We start from the raw sequence: 19164 nt of genomic DNA on the forward strand, positions 1-19164 counted from the left end.
ACCCCTGGAACTCAATGAAAGTCCCGGCTGCGCACCACAATCCCCTCCAGCAGCGGCGTCAAATCGGTGAGGCGCCCCGCGATCAAATGCCGCACCTCGCCCACCGCCTCCCAACGGCCGTCCACCTTGAGCAAACGCGAGCCCACCAGCGCCTGGCGCTGACGCTCGGCCAGGTCGCGCCAGACCACCACATTGAGGTTACCGAACTCATCTTCCAGAGTGACAAAGGTCACGCCGCTCGCCGTGCCTGGGCGCTGGCGGCCGGTGACCAGCCCGGCGACGCTCACGTTGCGCCCATGTTCCACCATCAGCAACTCCTGGGAACTGCGGCAGCGGCGCCGGCGTAACTCGGCGCGCAACAACGCCAGGGGATGGGGCCCCAGGGTGGTACCGAGGCTAGCGTAATCGGCGTGCAAGTCCTCGCCTACCGTGGGCTCGGGTAATGCCACCCGCGTTTCATCGGGGCTCGGCAGGCCGGCAAACAAGCCCAGTTGCTGATGCACACCGGCCACGTCCCAGCGTGCCTGATGGCGGTTGCCGGCCAGGGCGCGCAAGGCCCCGGCGTCCGCCAGCAGCGCCTGGGCACGTGCATCCAGGCCGGCGCGGGCGTCCAGGTCAGCGATGTCGCTGAACTGTCGACGCTGACGCACCACTTCGATACGCCGCCCATCTTCCTCGCGAAACCCCGAGATCATGCGCAGACCCAGGCGAATCGCCGGTTGCTGGCCGTCAATGGGCTCCAGGCTGCAGTCCCAGTCACTGGCCTGCACATCCACGGGGCGGATCTGCAAGCGATGGCGCCGCGCGTCCTGCAGGATCTGGTCCGGGCTGTAGAAGCCCATGGGCCAGCTGTTGATCAAGGCGCAGGCGAAGGCCGCCGGCTCATGGCATTTGAGCCAGCAACTGGCATAGGTCAGCAAGGCGAAACTGGCGGCGTGGGACTCAGGGAAACCATAGCTGCCAAAGCCCTTGATCTGCTCGAAAATCTGCGCGGCAAAGGCTTCGGTGTAGCCGTTTTTGAGCATGCCGGTGCGCAGGCGTTGCTGATGGGGCTCCAGGCCGCCGTGGCGTTTCCAGGCGGCCATGGAGCGGCGCAACTGGTCGGCCTCGCCGGGGCTGTAGTCGGCGGCGACCATGGCGATTTGCATCACCTGTTCCTGGAACAGCGGGATGCCCAGAGTGCGCTCCAGCACGGCTTTCAATTGCGGCGACGGATAGGTCGTGGGTTCTTCATTGTTCCGCCGCCGCAAGTACGGATGCACCATGCCACCCTGGATCGGCCCGGGGCGCACAATGGCAACCTCGATCACCAGGTCATAAAACGTCTGCGGCTTGAGCCTGGGCAGCATCGACATCTGCGCCCGCGACTCGATCTGGAACACACCGATGGTGTCGGCCTTGCTGATCATGGCGTAGGTGGCCGGGTCTTCCTTGGGAATCGTGGCCAGGGTCAAGTCCCGGTGGCGGTGCCGGCGCAGCAAATCGAAACAGCGGCGGATCGCGCTGAGCATGCCCAGGGCGAGGATGTCCACCTTGAGCAAACCGACGGCGTCGAGGTCGTCCTTGTCCCACTGGATAATGGTGCGCTCGGCCATGGCTGCATTTTCCACCGGCACCAAGGTGTCCAGCGGGTATTCGCTGATCACAAAGCCGCCAGGGTGCTGGGACAGGTGCCGGGGAAAACCGATCAGTTGCTGGGTGAGCGTCAAGACCCGGCGCAGCAGTGGGCTGTCCGGGTCGAAGCCGCTTTCACGCAGGCGCTCCAACGGTGGCGCTTCATCGCTCCAGCGCCCGCAGCAATCGGCCAAGGCGTTGATCTGGTCTGCCGGCAGCCCGAGGGCCTTGGCCACATCACGTACTGCGCCTGTGGCGTGGTAACTGCTGACCACCGCCGTCAAGGCTGCACGGGTGCGGCCATAGCGCTGGAACACGTATTGCAGCACCTCTTCGCGGCGTTCGTGCTCAAAATCCACGTCGATATCCGGCGGCTCGTTGCGCTCTTTGGACAGGAAACGCTCGAATAGCAGGTTGGTCAGGCTCGGGTTGATTTCGGTGATGCCCAGGGCAAAACACACCGCCGAGTTAGCCGCCGAACCACGGCCCTGGCACAGGATCGAACGGCTGCGGGCGAAGCGCACAATGTCATGCACGGTGAGGAAATAGCTTTCGTAACCCAGCTCGCTGATCAGCTGCAGCTCACGCCGGATTTGCTGCACGGTCTTGTCGTCGATGCCTTCGGGCCAGCGCTGGGCGATGCCTTCTTCGGTGAGGGTGCGCAGCCAGGATTGGGCATCATGGCCCGCGGGCACCAGCTCGCGTGGGTAGTGATAGCGCAACTGGCCGAGGTCGAAGGTACAGCGCCGCGCGATGACGAGGGTTTCGTCCAGCAAGGCCTGGGGGTACAGCGCCGCCAACGCGTCGAGGCTGCGCAGGTGGCGTTCGCCATTGGGGTGCAGGCGCGCGCCGGCTTCGGCCACCGGCACGTGGTGGCGGATGGCGGTCATGGTGTCTTGCAGAGCACGGCGGCCCCGCGCATGCATATGCACATCGCCGCAGGCCACGGCAGGGATTTGCAGGCTGTGGGCCAGTTGCAAGCGCTGTTGCAGATGGCGCGCATCATCCTGGCCACAGTGCAGGTGCACCGCCAGCCACAGGCGCTGGTCGAAGGTGCGGCGCAGCCAGTCGAGGCTGGCCTGGGTGTCGCTGTCTTGCGCCACCCACAACGCCAACAGGCCGGGCAGCGGTTGCTCGAAATCTTCCTGTAGCAGGCGATAGCTGCCCTTTTCAGCCCGCCGCCGCGCCAGGGTGATCAGCCGGCACAGGTGCTGGTAACCGCTCAGGTTCTCCACCAGCAGCACCAGTTTCGGGCCGTTTTCGATGTGCATTTCGCTGCCGATAATCAGCGGCAAGTCCACGGCTTTGGCGGCTTGCCAAGCGCGCACGATGCCTGACAGCGTGCATTCATCGGTGATCGCCAGGGCGCTGTAGCCTTGGCCCTTGGCGCGCTCGAAGAGCTCCAGCGCACTGGAGGCGCCACGCTGGAAGCTGAAATTGGACAGGCAGTGCAGCTCGGCATAACTCATGCGTCACCCCTCCCCTGTAGGAGCGAGCTTGCTCGCGAAAAACCCGAGGGCACCGCGTTCATCCAGGTTTCCCGCGTTATCGTTGACCATCTTCGCGAGCAAGCTCGCTCCTACAGAAGGTGGTGGCCTAAGGGGGCTCATGCAAACCAGCCTTGCAACCACAGCCCATCGCCTTGCCCCACCGTGCGATAGGCCCAGCCTTGCTGGCCGGCGCGGGTCTGGATCAGGTAATAGTCGCGGCGCACATCGGCGCCATCCCACCAGCCGGATTCGATGCGCTCCGGGCCCATCAGGATCTGTACGCTGTGTTCGGCCAGCAAGGTCGGTTGCGGCAATAACCAGCCTGGGCGCCGGACCTTGCTCAAGCTCGGGCACGGCTGGCTGTCGGTCGCGGCCTGCCAGGCACATTCGGGGCGGTGGTCGGCCTGAAAACGCAGGCCCTGCACCGCCTCATCACCCAGGCGTGCACGCAGGCGTTCGCGCAATTGTTCCCACGGCAGGGTTTGTTGCGGGCGGTCGTCGAACAGGTCCTGGCGTTGCGGCACGAACACCGGCAAGTCCTCGGCCACCAGGCGCACACCCCGCACCGGCGCGGTGACCTGTACCTGTTCCAGGCGCCCACGGGCCAGTTCGAACAGCATCGAAGGTTCGCGCTCGGCGCTGAGCAGGCCCACCTTGATCACACTGTCGTGTGCCTGGGCATGTTCCAGGTGCAGGTCAAAGCGCTGCACGCCACTGTCGCGGCCGCACAGGAACGCCGACAGGTCGCCGGTCAAGCGCCGCAAAGGGAACAACAGCGCCTGGTGGGATTGCACGTCGAAATTCAACTCGATGCGTGCATCGAACTGGTCCGGCGGTTGATAAAAATCCAGGGCCAATGGCCGCTGCCCGCTCAGGGCGTCGAGGTGCTTGAGCAGGCTGGCGTCAAAGCGTCGCGCCAGGGTATGCCGGGGCAAGGCCTGCACCTGGGCCAGGGCGCGCAGGCCCATGCGCGACAAGGCGGTGGCGGCCTGGGGTTCAAGGCCCGCGCGGTCGATAGGCAACGACGCCAGGGCCTGCATCAAAGCGCTGTCATCGGCCACGGCCAGGCCGTCGTAGCCGTTTGCCAATACCCGCGCCGCCGCCGGGTTGGGCGCAGCGACGATGCGATGACGAAAGCCAAGCTCGGTCAGCTCTTTGCGCAAACGCGCTTCGAGTTGCGGCCAGGGCCCGAACAGGCCCAGGCTCGATTCGATCTCGAACAACAAAGCCCGTGGGTAATACAGGCTGACCTGGGAACTGAAACGATAGGCCCAGGCGGCCAGAAACTGCTGCAGGCGCTCGATCTCCAACGGGTCGTATTCGACACAGGCAAACTGCTTGGCCAGGGCATGGGCTGCCGTCAACGATTGCCCGGGGCGCAGGCCCAAGGCGCGGGCGGCGGCGTTGACGGCTTGCAACACGCGCCGCTGCGACGTGCCGGCCAGCAGCGCCAGCGGCTGCTCGGGTTCGGGGTGCACACGCTGTGCCCCGTCCAGCGCCAATTGCGGGAAGACAATACACACCCAACGCATGGCAACCTCAATGCCCCGCCAGGGCAATCGGCGCCGGATGGGCCAGCCCGCCACGGCACTTGAGCACCCGCACTTGCGCGGGCCTGGCCTCAACCGCCAGGCGCAGGGCGGCGGGCGAGGCATTGATCGCCTCGCTCAGGGAGCGCCAGGCAAACGCCAGGGTCTGCCCGGTTTCGGCCGCCACTTGCAAACGCCGCAAGGCACGATCATCGGCCTTGCGCGGCCAGCACAACACCGCCCCGCAACTGCCCGAACGCAGGCATTGCTCCACCGCCCACAGTGCGTCGCGCTCCTCGGCCCGGATGATGGACAACTGGCGCACATCCACCCCGGCGTTCTGCCACGCATGGGGATAGGGGGTATAGGGCGGCGCCACCAGCACAATGCGCTCGCCCAGGGCCGACAAGCGCGCCAGTGTGGGCAGCACCAGTTGCAACTCGCCCACTCCGTCCTGGGCCATCAGGATTTCACTCAAGGCCGATTCCGGCCAGCCGCCACTGGGCAGCACCGCATCCAGCGCCGCCAGCCCCGTGGGGTGCACGCTGGCCGGTGGCGCGGCGGGCCGGCCCTTCCAGACTCGCCCGCCATTGAACAGCGAGTCCAGGGCAACCACGGCGCCCATCAGCCTTGCCTCACCAGGCCGCAGAACACACCTTCGATGGCCAGGTCCTGCTCGGGCCCGACCACGATGGGTTGATACGCCGGGTTGCGCGGCAACAGGCGAACCCTGTCGCCGTGGCGCTCGAATCGCTTGATGGTGACGTCGCCGTCCAGGCGCGCCACCACAATCTGCCCGTTCAAGGCTTCGGCACTGCGGCGCACGCCCACCAGGTCGCCATCGAGAATGCCATCTTCAATCATCGAATCGCCCTGCACCCGCAGCAGGTAATCGGGGGTTTTGGCGAAGGTGGCGGGGTCCAGTTGCAAGCGGCTGTGCACCTCGGCATCGGCGCCAATCGGCCGACCGGCCGCCACACGGCCAAGCACCGGCACATCCAGCCACTCGGGACGCGCCGGTTGGTTGAGCAAGCGAATGCCACGGGCCTGGTTGGGGTTGACCTCGATAAAGCCGGCTTCAGTCAGCGCCACCACATGCTTGCGGGCGACGCTGCGCGAGGCGAAGCCGAACGCCTCGGCGATCTCGGCGAGGCTGGGAGGCTGGCCTTGTTGCGCGATGCGCTCGCGGATGAAGGTCAGGATGGCAGTGCGGCGGGGAGTCAGGTTTGTCATGGAGTACATTTGTACTCCTGTGGGAAATTTCTGACAATAACCGTCAGTCTGCTAATTGCCAGCTCCCACATGAAGGCATAGGTATCTACTTAAGTCTGTAAGCTCAACGGTTACAACGATGCGAAGCGAGCCGCTCTTGATCTTGATCTGGCTTTTGATCTTAGGCGCCCCGTTAAACCACGCTGGCCGGAATTCGACAGGGATTTGGGGGGTAAACCGGCAGGGATGCCGGTTTAGCCGCCCCGCGCCATGGATGGCGCGTGGCGGCGGCCCCCCAAATCACTGGCGGATTACGGGCACACCGAGCCTAAGCGAGGTGCCGAGTGGTGGGGCGAGGACCTTTTGGTTACTTTTGGGTCCTTCCAAAAGTGACCCGCTGTCAGAGCGGAACCCTAAGTGGCCGTTACCGCAGGAATGGATATGTACACGGTCCAACTGTGTTGACTGTCAGGCCGCCATCGCAGGCAAGCCAGCTCCCACATTTGGATCGTGGTGCGTCAGCTAGATCAGCGTCGGCTGTCTAATCGTCACGGGAGCAAGCTCCCTCGCCACAGATTTAGCGTCGTAGATACCTATGCACATGAAGGCATACCTCACCACCCCTCTTTCAACATCCGCAACTCCAGATGCTGCAACAACATAATCGTCTTGCCATCCACAATCTCCCCACTCTGCACCATCGCCAGTGCCTGCTCGAAGCCCAGCTCCAGCACCTCGATATCCTCGCCCTCTTCTTCCAGGCCACCACCCGCCCCCACTCGGTCACCTGGCTGATATTCGCCGATAAAAAAGTGAATCCGCTCGGTTACCGATCCCGGGCTCATGAACGCCGCGTAGATTTTTTCCACATGCCCCACGCGATAGCCGGTCTCTTCCTCGGCCTCCAGGCGGATGCGCTCTTCGGCGCTGGCGTTGTCGAGCAAACCGGCTGCCGCTTCAATCAGGTAGCCGGGGTAATCGTTGACGAACGTAGGCATGCGGAACTGGCGAATCAGCAACACCGTGCGTTGTTCGCGGTTGTACAACAGGATGGTCGCCCCGTTGCCCCGGTCATACACCTCGCGGGTCTGGGCTTGCCAACTACCGTCGCGACGGCGCAGGTCGAAGCTGTATTTCTTCAGCAGGTACCAGTTGTCCGAGAGGGTTTCTTCGGCGGTGATGCGCACGGGGCTGTTATTCATGTGTGGGCCTTTACAGGTGGGGCAGGTTCAAGCCGTCCACCCTATCAATCCGCACGAGGATTGTTCAATGCTGTAACACTTTCATCGGCCACGATCGTCGCATTAATGCCTGCCCACCCAGGCCATCTGGTAAAACCCGTGCTTCACCTTTGTTCTGGAACCTTCATGTCTTCTGCTTCTATCCCTCGCCGGGGCCTGCGCTGGTTTGTCTGGCTGTGCATGGCGGTGTTGATCGTCGGCCTGCCAGTCGGCTGCGCTGTGCTGCAACACAAAGAGCGCGAACTTGTGTTTCGCATCGAGCCGGGAACCGCCGGCTGGTACACCGGCTTGCCCAAGGCGGTGCAGGAATTTGAACTCAAGCCCGCCAGTTTCAAAGCAGGGCAAAACATTCATGGCTGGTGGTACCCGGCAACCAACAAAGACGCGCCCGCCATCCTCTACTTGCACGGGGTACGCTGGAACCTCACGGGCCAATTGTTTCGCATCGAGCAATTGCATGCCCTGGGCTTTTCGGTCCTGGCCATCGACTATCGCGGCTTTGGCCAAAGCCAGGGCGACCTGCCCTCGGAAGCCACGGTGTACGAGGACGCGCGCATTGCCTGGGAGCGTTTCCAGACCCTGCAACCAGACCCCAGCAAGCGCCTGATCTACGGGCACTCCCTGGGTGGCGCGGTCGCCATCGACCTCGCCGCCGAGCTGGGCAAGCAGGTGCCGCTGCCGGTGCGTGGGCTGGTGATCGAGTCCACCTTCACCTCCCTGGCGGATGTCGCCACGGCCGTTGCCAACACCTCATTGCCGGTGCGCTGGTTGCTGTCGCAGAAGTTCGATTCCATCGACAAGATTGCCGACATCCACATGCCGCTGCTGGTGGTCCACGGCCTCGACGACCGCTACGTACCGCCGCGTTTCAGCCAGCAGTTGTTCGAAGCCGCCCAGCAGCCCAAGCACCTGTTGCTGGTGCCAGGCGCCAGCCACAACAACAGCATGAACCTGGCTGGGCGCAGTTATGGCCAGGCGCTGGAAAACCTGATGCGCACCAAGATGCCCGCCCAGGTGGTGACACACTCCACAGGCCGCGATAACGCCTCGTAAATACGCTTTTCGACACTGGGTTCGCGCTTGGCTGTCAAGCGCAAACCCTGGCCATGTTGGCCCGAAATGCAAGTTGATCAAATAATGATCTTCGCGGAAATCGCCAACGCTGCCGGGCCTTCGCAAAGTTATCCACAGAGATACCCACGGTTTTCGTGGACAACTCTTTTTATATTTTTGCGTTTTTTTTGCTCAAGCCGTGCTTCCAGGAAAGGTACCGGGCAACAGGATTTCGCGATTCACCTCGCGTATATCCTTATAGCCACAGAGCGCCATGGACACGTCCAGTTCGCGGGCGATGATATCAAGCGCCTTGGTCACGCCCGCCTCGCCCATCGCCCCCAACCCATACAAATGCGGGCGGCCGATCATGGTGCCCTTGGCGCCCAGTGCCATGGCCTTGAGCACGTCCTGGCCGGAACGGATCCCCCCATCGAGCCACACTTCAATGCGGTTGCCCACGGCTTCGACAATCGCCGGCAATTGGCTGATGCTCGACGGCGCGCCATCAAGCTGGCGGCCACCGTGGTTGCTCACCACCAACGCATCGGCACCGCAATCGGCCGCCAAGCGTGCATCCTCCACATCGAGAATGCCCTTGATGATCAGCTTGCCGCCCCAACACTTTTTGATCCACGCCACATCGTCCCAACTCAGGCGCGGGTCAAACTGCTGGGCGGTCCACGACGACAGCGAACTCATGTCGGCCACGCCCTTCACATGCCCGACAATATTGCCAAAGCCGCGCCGCTGAGTACCCAGCATGCCCATCACCCAGCGCGGCTTGGTCATCATGTTGAGGATATTCGGCAGGGTCAGCTTGGGTGGCGCGGACAGGCCGTTGATCAAGTCTTTGTGGCGCTGCCCCAGAATCTGCAAATCCAGGGTCAGCACCAATGCATCCACCCCGGCAGCCTTGGCGCGCTCGATCAACTGCTCGATAAAACTGCGGTCGCGCATCACATACAGCTGGAACCAGAACGGCTGGCCGACATGCTCGGCGATGTCTTCCAGCGAACAGATACTCATGGTCGACAAGGTATAGCGCAGCCCGAACGCAGCAGCGGCACGGGCAGTCAGGATTTCGCCATCGGCATGTTGCATGCCCGCCAGGCCGGTCGGTGCCAGCGCCACGGGCATGGCCATGTCCTGGCCGATCATACTGGCGCGGATCGAACGCTCGTCGATATTCCGCGCCACCCGTTGGCGGAACTTGATACGTGCAAAATCCGTTTCGTTGGCGCGGTAGGTGCTCTCAGTCCAGGAGCCGGAATCGGCGTAGTCGTAGAACATGCGGGGCACACGCTTTTGCGCCAGCTTGCGTAAGTCTTCGATGGTTGTGATCAACGGCATCGGGTCACCTCTCCCTGAACTGAACACAGAGAGTAACCGGCAGGAGCGTAGGCAACCAGCCGTTGCGTTTAGAGGGTCTGGCGATTAATCTCGCACAAACCCGCAATAAAGCGCACAAACATGCACAACACCCATCAAGCCATCGACCTGCCTTCCCTGCGCAAGCAGAAGATTCTGTTGTTGCTGGAACGCGACGGCAAGGTCACCGCCTCCGAGTTGGTCGAGCATTTTGCCGTGTCCCAGGACACCATCCGCCGCGACCTCGGCGAACTCGCCGCCGCCGGCCTGTTGCAACGCGTACACGGCGGCGCCCTGCCCCGGCCCAAGGATACCGGCAAGGATTTCTTTACCCGGGTCGGCGAGACCAACGAGGTCAAGCGCCACCTCGCACGCGTAGCGGCGGACCGGGTTGAAGACGGCCAGATTGTGCTGTTCGATTCCGGCTCCACCACCTTGCAGATCGCGCAGTGCTTGCCCCATGCACTGCACCTGACCGTGGTCACCCCCTCACCGATGATCGCCATCGCCCTGGCCGACCATCCGCACGTGAAGATCATCCTGGCCGGCGGCCCACTCAACCCAGCCACCCTCTCCACCGGCGGCCATGAAGCGGTGCGCCTGATCCAGAGCGTCAAGGCCGACCTGTTGTTCACCGGGGTTTGCGCACTGCACCCGCAAGTGGGCATCACCTCGCTGCACTTTGGTGAAGTGGCCGTCAAGCAAGCCTTGCTCGACAGCGCGTCCCACGTCATCGCCGTGACCACCTCAGACAAACTCGGCGCAGTGGAACCCTTTGTGGTTGCGCCGTGCAGCCGTATTCATACGCTGATTACCGAGCGGGACGCGCCGGATGTGCAGGCGTATGAACAGCTGGGGCTGCAAGTGCAGCGAGTGGACGTGCAGTGATGCAACCCTTGCTCGCGAAAAACTCACAGGCACCGCGTTCATTCAGGAAGCCCGCGTTATCGTTGACGTTTTTCGCGAGCAAGCTCGCTCCTACAAAAAGGGCAAGCCAGCCATCTAGGAACGGTAACCACGATGCGAAGCGAGCCGCTTGTGATCTTGATCTCAGGCGCCCCGTCAAACCACGCTGGCCGGAATTCGACGGGGATTTGGGGGGTAAACCGGCAGGGATGCCGGTTTAGCCGCCCCGCGCCATGGATGGCGCGTGGCGGCGGCCCCCCAAATCACTGGCGGATTACGGGCACACCGAGCCTAGGCGAGGTGCCGAGTGGTGGGGCAAGAGCGTTTTGCTTACTTTTGCGCTGTTCAAAAGTGAGCCGCCGTCAGGGCGGAACCCTAAGTGGCCGTTACCGCAGCAATGGATATGTACACCATCCAACTGTGTTGACTGTCAGTCCGCCTTCGCGAGCAAGCCCACACAGTTGGATTGTGGGGCGTCAGGTAGATAGGTGTCGGCTGGGAGGCCGTCATCGCAGGCAAGCCAGCTCCCACATTTGATTCGCGGGGTGTCAGGTGGATAGGCGTCGGCTGGCAGGACGTCAGGCAGCGCTGCGAATCTTGTGCAAAGCATCCGCCACCCATTGACCAAACGCATCCACCGGCCCTTGCAGGTTGCCGAGAAAATGCGGATAGATCAGCCACAAATCCATCACCGGCTTGAAATCCTTGAGAGGCATCGCCGCCAAGTGCTCGCGATGAGCACTACGTTCCAGCAACGGACGTGGCACCAGGCCAAGGCCCAGGCCATCAGCCACCAGCCCAAGTTGCAGTTCAGTGCCAAAGGTTTCCAGGTTCACCCGCAGCGCCAGGCCCTGGTCAGACAAGGTGCGCTGCAACCCCGCACGGAACCCGCAGCCGTCCGGGTTGAGAATCCAACCGCTCTGGTACACGTCCGCCAGCTTGCACGGTTTCTTCGGCAACTGCGCCTTGGCACAGACCACCACCAACTCCATCTTGCCGATGGACTCACCCACCAGGTTGTCCGGGAAGATCTTGCCCGCGGGAAACAACGCCACCGCCGCATCCAGTTCGCCGCGTTCGATCTTGCCCACCAATTGGCTGCCCCAGCCGGTGGCAACCTGGGCGCGCAAGTCGGCGTATTCGCTGCGCAGGTGCTTGAGCGCGTCCAGCAGCACCACATCGCCGATGGTCTGCGGTACACCCAGGCGCAGCACGCCGGTGGGCGGAGCATCGGTGGCCACCAGTTCGCGCAGGGCATCCATCTCGCGCAGGATCAACCGGCATTGCTCATAGACACGGGTACCGATCAGCGTCGGCTTGAGCGGCTTGGTGTTGCGGTCGAACAGCTCCACCCCCAGGGCCTGCTCGAAGTTCTGCACGCGGCGGGTGATGGCTGGCTGGGTCAGCTGCAACGACGCGGCGGCATGGCTGATGGACTGGCAACGAATCACTTCGACAAAGGCATCGATATCGTCAATTTTCATTTGGGCCGCACATACAGATCAGTCATTAAGATGTGCGTGAAGCATAGTGGCCGCACACAGGTCTGGATAGCCCACCCTGCGATCAATAACGTCTAACACTATTCAAACCGGTTCTAAATTACCTTCGGCTATAAGCTAATCATTAAAAAATAGCATATTAAAAATAAACATTATGCTTAGATAAAAGCACACCAACAGCCCGATGGAATGGTCATGACCCAGGCCCGACACCCCGAGAGACTCAGAGCCTTCATAGGCGCCCTGGCGGAATTGATCGACGGCAACCCGCGTGAAGGCGACCTGCTGCACCGTGGCGGCAAGCTGCTGGCGCAACTGGTCAGCCACGATGATTGGCTGCCCGACGAGTTCGCCCAGCCCGACCCGGAGCGCTACCAGCAATTCTTGCTGCATGCCGATTCGCGCCAGCGCTTCAGCGTGGTCAGCTTTGTGTGGGGGCCAGGGCAACGCACGCCGATTCATGACCACAGGGTGTGGGGGCTGATCGGCATGTTGCGCGGGGCGGAGTTTTCCCAGGGGTTTGCCCGGGCGCCGAGCGGCAGCCTGGTAGCGCAAGGCGAACCCGTGCAATTGCTGCCGGGCCAGGTCGAGGCGGTGTCGCCAAAGGTCGGCGATATTCATCAGGTCAGCAATGCCCACGACGACCAGGTGTCCATCAGCATCCACGTATACGGCGCCAATATCGGCGCGGTGCGCCGGGCGGTGTATCAACCCGACGGCAGCGAAAAACTGTTTATCTCCGGTTATTCCAACGCCTATCTCCCGAACATCTGGGACCTGTCCAAAGAAAAGAGCCCTGCCCTATGACCACCCTATCAACCCGCAGCTTTGCGCAGATTCGCCAGGCCCTGTTGGCACGCGAAGAAGTCGCCCTGATCGACGTGCGTGAGGAAGCCCCCTTTGCCGAGGCCCATCCGCTGTTCGCCGCGAATATCCCCTTGTCCAAGCTGGAACTGGAGGTGTACGCGCGCATTCCCCGCCGCGATACCCAGGTCACCCTGTACGACAACGGCGAAGGGCTGGCCCACCGCGCCGCCGAACGCCTGGTTGCACTGGGCTACACCCAGGTCAGCCTGCTGGAGGGTGGGCTGTACGGTTGGCGCCGGGCCGGTGGCGAGCTGTTTATCGACGTCAATGTACCGAGCAAGGCGTTTGGCGAACTGGTGGAGAGCCAGCGTCATACGCCGTCCCTGGCCGCCGAAGAGGTCCAGGCCTTGCTCGACAGCCAGGCTGATGTGGTGGTGCTCGATGCGCGGCGTTTCGACGAATACCAGACCATGAGCATCCCCACGGGCATCAGCGTGCCGGGGGCCGAGCTGGTATTGCGCGCCCGTGAGCTGGCGCCCGATCCGGCCACGCGCATTATCGTCAATTGCGCCGGACGCACCCGCAGCATTATCGGCACCCAGTCGTTGATCAATGCCGGCATCCCCAACCCGGTAGCGGCCCTGCGCAACGGCACCATCGGCTGGACCTTGGCCGGGCAGACCCTCGCCCATGGGCAGGCGCGCCGCTTTGCGCCAACCTCGGAAAACCATCGCCAGCTCGCCGCCCAAGAGGCCCGTGGTGTTGCCGACAAAGCCTCGGTAAAACGTGCCACCCTCAATGATCTGCAGCGCTGGCAACAGGACGCGACACGCACCACTTACCTGTTCGATGTGCGCACCGTAGAAGAATTCGAAGCCGGCCACCTGCCGGGCGCCCGCGCCACCCCGGGCGGGCAACTGGTGCAGGAAACCGACCACGTTGCCAGTGTGCGCGGTGCGCGCCTGGTACTGGTGGACGACGACGGCGTACGCGCCAATATGTCCGCGTCGTGGCTGGCCCAGTTGGGCTGGCAGGTGTACGTATTGGATGACCTGCAAGCGGAGCACTTCAGCGAACACGGGGCATGGGTCGCGCCAGTACCGCCACCGCCCCAGCCCGAACTGATCAGCCCCCACACCCTTGCCGACTGGCTCGGCCATGGCGACACCCTGGTGCTGGATTTCACGGCCAGCGCCAACTACGTGAAACGTCATATCCCCGGCGCCTGGTGGGTGCTGCGCGCGCAACTGCCAGAGGCCCTGGCCAAGGTAACGAGCGCCCAGCGCTATGTATTGACCTGCGGCAGCAGCCAACTGGCGCGCCTGGCGGTGCCGGAAGTCGAGGCCCTCACCGGCAAGCCGGTCTTTTTGCTGCAGGACGGCACGGCTGGCTGGATCCAGGCGCAACTGCCCCTTGAGTCAGGCGAAAGCCACCTGGCTTCCCCGCGTATCGACCGCTACCGCCGCCCTTACGAAGGCACCGACAACCCACGGGAAGCCATGCAGGCTTACCTGGATTGGGAATTCGGCCTCGTGGAACAACTGGCCCGCGACGGCACCCATGGTTTCTACGTGATCTGATTCACCGCAGCACCGTTTCGCTCAACCGACCCCTTCTCCAGGCGGAGGTACTTTCCTTTACCTAACGCTTGGAGTTTTGCCCATGCTGTACGCCATTGCATTCAAACGCCTGTTGCTGGGCGCGGCCCTCGCCTTCGGCCTGCTTTCTACCGTCCAGGCTGGCGACCTGCAACCGCTGCGCGTGGCCAACCAGAAATCCACGATCAAGGCGCTGCTGGAAGCCTCGGGCGAAAGCCAGAACGTGCCCTACGAGATCAAATGGTCGGAATTCCCTTCGGCCTCGCCCCTGGGCGAAGCGCTGAATGCCGGTGCCGTGGATGTCGGCGCCCTGGGCGATGCCCCTTATGTGTTCGCCCTTGGCGCCGGCGCCTCGATCAAGGTGATCAGCATCATCCATGCCGAAGGCCGTAACACCACCGCGCTGCTGGTGCCCAAGGATTCACCGATCAAGACCGCGGCCGACCTCAAGGGCAAGAAAATCGTCACCGGGCGCGGCTCCATCGGGCATTACCTGGCGATCAAGGCCCTGAACGATGCCGGGCTGACCACCCAGGATGTGCAGTTCATCTTCCTGCTGCCCGCCGAATCCCGGCTGGTGCTCGACAACGGCACCGCCGATGCCTGGGCGACATGGGACCCTTACACCACCGTGGTCACCTCACAAAGCAAGGCTCGCGTGTTGGTCAGCGGCAAGCACCTGCTGAGCAATCACCTGTACTTCGCCGCCACCGGCCAGGCCATTGCCGACAAGCGCGTGCAACTGGACGACTTTGTCGCCCGCATTGATCGCGCCTACGCCTGGGCCAACACCCATCCCGAGGCATACGCCGCTGCCCAGGCCAAGATCACTGGCCTGCCACTGGCCGTGCATATCGAAGTGGCCAAAGACACCCACCTGTCCCCCGTCACGATTGACGATACGGTGATCCACGGCCTGCAAGCCACCGCCGACACCTACGTAAAAGAAGGCCTGCAGAGCAAACACATCGACGTCTCCCAGGGCTTCGATTCCAGCTTCAACGCCAAGCGTATCCCCCTCGAACAAGCCTCGCGCTAAGGAGCAGACCATGAGCAAGCCACGTCAATTGAAACTCGGTGCCATGGTGCACGGCGTCGGCCACGGTTGGGGCGAATGGCGCCACCCGCAGGCACAACCGGACGCCAGCACCAATTTCGGCTTCTATAAGCAGCAGACCGCACTGGCCGAAGCCGCCCGGTTCGACTTCGTGTTCATCGCCGACAGCCTGCATATCCACCCCAAGTCCAGCCCCCATTACCTCAACCGCTTCGAGCCGCTGACGATCCTCTCGGCCCTGGCCGCGCTGACCACTCACATCGGCCTGGTCGCAACCGTGACCGTCAGCTACACCGAGCCTTACCAGGTGGCACGCCAGTTCGCTTCGCTGGACCATATCAGCGGCGGCCGCGCCGGATGGAACGTGGTCACCTCGTGGCTGAGTGGCACCGCCGATAACTTCGGCAAGGCCGAGCACCCGCCCCACGCCGTGCGTTATCGCATCGCCAAGGAGCATTTAAATGTGGTCAAGGGTCTGTGGGATTCCTGGGAGGACGACGCCTTTGCCTATAACAAGCACAGCGGCGAATTCTTCACCCCAGGCAAGTTGCATGCGCTTAACCACAAGGGCGAATTCTTCTCGGTCAAAGGCCCGCTGAACATCGCGCGCTCGCGCCAGGGCCAACCGGCGATTTTCCAGGCGGGCACTTCGGAGGATGGGCGTAACTTTGCCGCTGAAAACGCTGATGCGATTTTCGTGCATGTGGAAACTATCGACGAAGGCAAGGCCTACAGCGCCGACTTGAAACGCCGCGCCAAGGGCTTTGGCCGCGACCCGGACAGCCTGTCGATTTTGCCGGGTATTCGCCCGATTGTCGGGCGTGATGCCGCCGAAGTGGAAAGCCGCTACCAGCAAGCCGTGGCGTTGGTCACCGTGGAAGACGCCATCGTCGCCCTCGGCCGGCCGTTCAACGACCATGATTTCAGCCAGTACCCGCTGGATGCGCCCTTCCCCGAACTGGGCGACCTGGGCGCCAACAGCCAGAAAGGTGGCTCCGAGCGTATCAAGCAACTGGCCCGTGACGAAGGCCTGACCCTGCGCGAAGTGGCCCTGCGTTTCTCGCGGCCCCAGCGCGACTTTGTCGGCACCCCGGGACAGGTCGCGGACGCGATCCAGACCTGGTTCGAGAGCGGCGCCAGCGATGGTTTCATCATCAATTCGGTGCTGCCGGATGGCTTGCAGTATTTCACTGAGCTGGTGGTGCCGGTGCTTCAACAGCGGGGGTTGTTCCGTACCGATTACAGCGGCCATACGTTGCGCGACAACTTGGGTCTCAAGGTACCAGCGAACCGCTACAGCGTGATCGAAGCCACCGAACAAGCCCTGGCCTGAAGGCTCCCCCCTGTAGGAGCGAGCTTGCTCGCGAAAAACTCAAAGGCGCCGCGTTTATTCAGGAAGTACGCGTTATCGTTGACGTTTTTCGCGAGCAAGCTCGCTCCTACAGATGTTCAGGGCTTGCCACCCTGCCACACTTTTGCCCGAGTACAGACCTATGACTCAACCGTCTCTCAAGGCTGTGGAAGCCGTCGATTTCGACGCCCTGCTTGACCACCTCAGCGCCGAGCTGGCCAGTACCGCGCCCCTGTATGACGAAAGCGGCGCCTTCCCCCACGCCAATTTCAGGCTGTTGCACCAACACCACCTCATCGCCCTGACCGTGCCGAAAAAACTCGGCGGCGGTGGCGCCAGCCTGGCCCAGGCGCGCAAGGTCATCAGCGCCATCGCCAAGGGCGAACCGTCCACGGCATTGATCCTGGTGATGCAGTACCTGCAACACGCACGCCTGCAAGACAACCAGAGTTGGCCCGCACACCTGCGCGTGCAGGTCGCGCAAGAGGCGGTGCAAAACGGCGCGCTGATCAATGCCCTGCGTGTCGAACCCGACCTGGGCACCCCGGCCCGTGGAGGTTTGCCGGCCACCACCGCGGTGCGCACCGCCGAGGGCTGGCGGATCAGCGGGCGCAAGCTCTACTCCACCGGCAGCCATGGCCTGAGCTGGTTCAGCGTGTGGGCGCGCAGCGACGACGCCGACCCACTGGTAGGCGCCTGGCTGGTGCCCAAGGCCAGGCCCGGTGTCAGCATCATCGACACCTGGGACCACTTGGGCATGCGCGCCACCTGCAGCCATGAGGTGGTGCTCGACAACGTTCTGGTGCCCCTGGACCATGCGGTTAGCGTCAGCCCCTGGAGCGCCCCGCAAGCGGAGCTGGATGGCGAAGGCTTCCTGTGGATGTCGGTGTTGCTGTCGTCGGTGTACGACGCCGTGGCTCAGGCGGCGCGGGACTGGCTGGTGCACTGGCTGGACGAGCGCAAGCCGTCAAATCTCGGCGCGGCATTGTCTACCCTGCCGCGTTTTCAGGAGACCGTCGGCCATATCGACACGCTGCTGTTTGCCAACCGCAGCCTGCTCGACACTGCCGCTGCGGGCCACACGCCAACGGCCAATGCCGCACAGGTGAAGTACCTGGTGACCGGCAATGCAATCCGTGCGGTCGAGCTGGCCATCGAAGCCTCGGGCAATCCTGGCCTGTCACGCCATAGCCCACTGCAACGGCATTACCGCGATGTGCTGTGCAGCCGCGTCCACACTCCGCAAAATGACGCCGTGCTGCAAGGCGTCGGCAAAGCGGTGTTCAACCAGCGCCAAAAGGAACGCACATGAGCCAGGTAATTGTTGCCAGCCAACTGGACGAAGACTTCAACCAGGTGATCCGTGACCGTCTTGCGCCACTGCACCCCCAAGCCCAGGTAATCGGCGTGCCGGTCGGTGTGCCCAGTGACTTGCCGCCCCACGCCAATATCCTGCTGCTGCGCCCGATCAATGTGCGTGGCTACACCGCCCCCGACACCCCGCCACCGGGCTGGCCCTACGGCGCACGGTGGGTGCACCTGGTGTCGTCGGGTATCGACTTCTACCCCCAGTGGCTGTTCAACGGCCCCCCCGTGACCACTTCCCGCGGCAGCGCCGCCGATAACCTGGCCGAGTTCGCCCTGGCGGCGATCTTTGCCGCGTCCAAGCATTTGCCGGATATCTGGGTAAAGGATGCTCAATGGCAGTTCACCGCGCTGCGCCCGCTCAAAGGCACCACGCTGGGCCTTTTGGGCTTTGGCGCGATTGGCGCAAGCCTGGCGCAAAAGGCCCTGGCACTGGGGCTCAAGGTCGTGGCGCTGCGTCAAAGCACAACGCCGTTCGGCCTCGATGGCGTGGAAGCGGCCAACGACATCCACGACCTGTTTGCCCGCGCCGATCACCTGGTGGTGGCGGCCCCCTTGACCGAAGCGACGCGGCATATCATCGACCGTAATGTACTGGCCAGCGCCAAGCCGGGGCTGCACCTGATCAACATTGCCCGCGGTGGCCTGCTCGATCAGCAAGCGCTGTTGCACGCGTTGGATAACGGCCAGATCGGCCTGGCTTCCCTCGACGTCACCGAGCCAGAGCCACTGCCCGACGGGCACCCGCTGTACAGCCATCCGAGGGTAAGGCTGTCGCCGCATACTTCGGCTATTTCGACCAACAGCAAGGAAGAAATTGCGGATACGTTCCTGGCAAATCTGGAACGGTATGTGGCGGGCCTTGAGTTAAGTAACCTCGCGAATGCTTGACGGCTTGCTCGCGAAGGCGGTGTGTCTGTCACTGAAACTCTAACTGAACCACCGCTTTCGCAGGCAAGCCAGCTCCCACATTGGCCATGTATTGCCCACAGAATCAGCGCCAGGCACAGATCCCCTGTGGGGCGGGCTTGCTCGCGAAGGCGGTGTGTCAGTCACTGAATTTTCAAC

15 protein-coding genes are annotated in these 19164 nt (G+C 63.0%); 8 read left to right on the forward strand and 7 right to left on the reverse strand.

The window, feature by feature from the left end; all coding sequences use genetic code 11:
• Positions 1-11 precede the first annotated feature (11 nt).
• The 5 genes from ACWHXD_RS16610 to ACWHXD_RS16630 all read right to left on the reverse strand — a co-directional run bounded on the left by ACWHXD_RS16610 (position 12) and on the right by ACWHXD_RS16630 (position 7047).
• A complete protein-coding gene (locus ACWHXD_RS16610) occupies positions 12-3083 on the reverse strand; it encodes an error-prone DNA polymerase (RefSeq protein WP_138761540.1) in 3072 nt (1023 codons plus the stop codon).
• A gap of 137 nt (positions 3084-3220) precedes the next feature.
• Positions 3221-4636 (reverse strand): Y-family DNA polymerase, encoded by a 1416-nt coding sequence (locus ACWHXD_RS16615; RefSeq protein WP_138761541.1) that lies wholly within the window; start codon positions 4634-4636, stop codon positions 3221-3223.
• 7 nt (positions 4637-4643) lie between these two features.
• Complete coding sequence (gene imuA, locus ACWHXD_RS16620; protein ID WP_003191873.1) at positions 4644-5258, reverse strand: translesion DNA synthesis-associated protein ImuA; 615 nt, start codon at positions 5256-5258, stop codon at positions 4644-4646.
• The gene (gene lexA / locus ACWHXD_RS16625; protein WP_019817581.1) at positions 5258-5875 is read right to left on the reverse strand and encodes a transcriptional repressor LexA; all 618 of its coding nucleotides are present in this window, start codon (positions 5873-5875) and stop codon (positions 5258-5260) included. The genes imuA and lexA overlap by 1 nt, the downstream gene beginning before the upstream one ends.
• A gap of 584 nt (positions 5876-6459) precedes the next feature.
• Positions 6460-7047 (reverse strand): NUDIX domain-containing protein, encoded by a 588-nt coding sequence (locus tag ACWHXD_RS16630; RefSeq protein ID WP_034125680.1) that lies wholly within the window; start codon positions 7045-7047, stop codon positions 6460-6462.
• Positions 7048-7212: 165 nt separating this feature from the next.
• On the opposite strand from ACWHXD_RS16630, the gene ACWHXD_RS16635 reads away from it, so the two are divergent.
• A complete protein-coding gene (locus tag ACWHXD_RS16635; protein ID WP_032896836.1) occupies positions 7213-8139 on the forward strand; it encodes an alpha/beta hydrolase in 927 nt (308 codons plus the stop codon).
• A gap of 192 nt (positions 8140-8331) precedes the next feature.
• Here ACWHXD_RS16635 and ACWHXD_RS16640 read toward each other — a convergent pair whose 3' ends face one another.
• Positions 8332-9492, reverse strand: a complete 1161-nt coding sequence (locus ACWHXD_RS16640; protein WP_044270774.1) for an alpha-hydroxy acid oxidase — start codon at positions 9490-9492, stop codon at positions 8332-8334.
• Positions 9493-9612: 120 nt separating this feature from the next.
• On the opposite strand from ACWHXD_RS16640, the gene ACWHXD_RS16645 reads away from it, so the two are divergent.
• Complete coding sequence (locus ACWHXD_RS16645) at positions 9613-10398, forward strand: DeoR/GlpR family DNA-binding transcription regulator (RefSeq protein ID WP_138761542.1); 786 nt, start codon at positions 9613-9615, stop codon at positions 10396-10398.
• A 596-nt stretch (positions 10399-10994) separates the two neighbouring features.
• On the opposite strand, the gene ACWHXD_RS16650 is transcribed toward ACWHXD_RS16645, so the two are convergent.
• Positions 10995-11900: a LysR family transcriptional regulator gene (locus ACWHXD_RS16650; protein ID WP_032896831.1), complete on the reverse strand. Its 906-nt coding sequence runs from the start codon at positions 11898-11900 to the stop codon at positions 10995-10997.
• Positions 11901-12113: 213 nt separating this feature from the next.
• Between ACWHXD_RS16650 and ACWHXD_RS16655 the strand changes: the two genes are divergently transcribed.
• The 6 genes from ACWHXD_RS16655 to ACWHXD_RS16680 all read left to right on the forward strand — a co-directional run bounded on the left by ACWHXD_RS16655 (position 12114) and on the right by ACWHXD_RS16680 (position 18987).
• Entirely contained in the window at positions 12114-12725 is a 612-nt protein-coding gene (locus tag ACWHXD_RS16655) for a cysteine dioxygenase family protein (protein WP_032896829.1), read from the forward strand.
• A complete protein-coding gene (locus ACWHXD_RS16660) occupies positions 12722-14305 on the forward strand; it encodes a rhodanese-related sulfurtransferase (protein ID WP_138761545.1) in 1584 nt (527 codons plus the stop codon). Before ACWHXD_RS16655 ends, ACWHXD_RS16660 begins: the two co-directional genes overlap by 4 nt.
• A gap of 82 nt (positions 14306-14387) precedes the next feature.
• Positions 14388-15362 carry an ABC transporter substrate-binding protein gene (locus tag ACWHXD_RS16665; protein WP_138761546.1) on the forward strand — a complete coding sequence of 325 codons (975 nt, stop codon included), beginning with the start codon at positions 14388-14390 and terminating at the stop codon, positions 15360-15362.
• A 10-nt stretch (positions 15363-15372) separates the two neighbouring features.
• Complete coding sequence (locus ACWHXD_RS16670) at positions 15373-16713, forward strand: LLM class flavin-dependent oxidoreductase (protein WP_138761547.1); 1341 nt, start codon at positions 15373-15375, stop codon at positions 16711-16713.
• Positions 16714-16873: 160 nt separating this feature from the next.
• Positions 16874-18043 (forward strand): acyl-CoA dehydrogenase family protein, encoded by a 1170-nt coding sequence (locus ACWHXD_RS16675; protein WP_138761549.1) that lies wholly within the window; start codon positions 16874-16876, stop codon positions 18041-18043.
• Positions 18040-18987, forward strand: a complete 948-nt coding sequence (locus ACWHXD_RS16680) for a D-isomer specific 2-hydroxyacid dehydrogenase family protein (protein ID WP_138761550.1) — start codon at positions 18040-18042, stop codon at positions 18985-18987. Before ACWHXD_RS16675 ends, ACWHXD_RS16680 begins: the two co-directional genes overlap by 4 nt.
• Positions 18988-19164 lie beyond the last annotated feature (177 nt).

The sequence above is a fragment of the Pseudomonas fjordensis genome (assembly GCF_976987115.1).

Coding starts and splice junctions, on each gene's coding strand:
- ACWHXD_RS16610 (WP_138761540.1), bottom strand. CDS start 3,083: ATGAGTTATGCCGAGCTGCACTGCCTGTCCAATTTCAGCTTCCAGCGT.
- ACWHXD_RS16615 (WP_138761541.1), bottom strand. CDS start 4,636: ATGCGTTGGGTGTGTATTGTCTTCCCGCAATTGGCGCTGGACGGGGCA.
- imuA (WP_003191873.1), bottom strand. CDS start 5,258: ATGGGCGCCGTGGTTGCCCTGGACTCGCTGTTCAATGGCGGGCGAGTC.
- lexA (WP_019817581.1), bottom strand. CDS start 5,875: ATGTACTCCATGACAAACCTGACTCCCCGCCGCACTGCCATCCTGACC.
- ACWHXD_RS16630 (WP_034125680.1), bottom strand. CDS start 7,047: ATGAATAACAGCCCCGTGCGCATCACCGCCGAAGAAACCCTCTCGGAC.
- ACWHXD_RS16635 (WP_032896836.1), top strand. CDS start 7,213: ATGTCTTCTGCTTCTATCCCTCGCCGGGGCCTGCGCTGGTTTGTCTGG.
- ACWHXD_RS16640 (WP_044270774.1), bottom strand. CDS start 9,492: ATGCCGTTGATCACAACCATCGAAGACTTACGCAAGCTGGCGCAAAAG.
- ACWHXD_RS16645 (WP_138761542.1), top strand. CDS start 9,613: ATGCACAACACCCATCAAGCCATCGACCTGCCTTCCCTGCGCAAGCAG.
- ACWHXD_RS16650 (WP_032896831.1), bottom strand. CDS start 11,900: ATGAAAATTGACGATATCGATGCCTTTGTCGAAGTGATTCGTTGCCAG.
- ACWHXD_RS16655 (WP_032896829.1), top strand. CDS start 12,114: ATGACCCAGGCCCGACACCCCGAGAGACTCAGAGCCTTCATAGGCGCC.
- ACWHXD_RS16660 (WP_138761545.1), top strand. CDS start 12,722: ATGACCACCCTATCAACCCGCAGCTTTGCGCAGATTCGCCAGGCCCTG.
- ACWHXD_RS16665 (WP_138761546.1), top strand. CDS start 14,388: ATGCTGTACGCCATTGCATTCAAACGCCTGTTGCTGGGCGCGGCCCTC.
- ACWHXD_RS16670 (WP_138761547.1), top strand. CDS start 15,373: ATGAGCAAGCCACGTCAATTGAAACTCGGTGCCATGGTGCACGGCGTC.
- ACWHXD_RS16675 (WP_138761549.1), top strand. CDS start 16,874: ATGACTCAACCGTCTCTCAAGGCTGTGGAAGCCGTCGATTTCGACGCC.
- ACWHXD_RS16680 (WP_138761550.1), top strand. CDS start 18,040: ATGAGCCAGGTAATTGTTGCCAGCCAACTGGACGAAGACTTCAACCAG.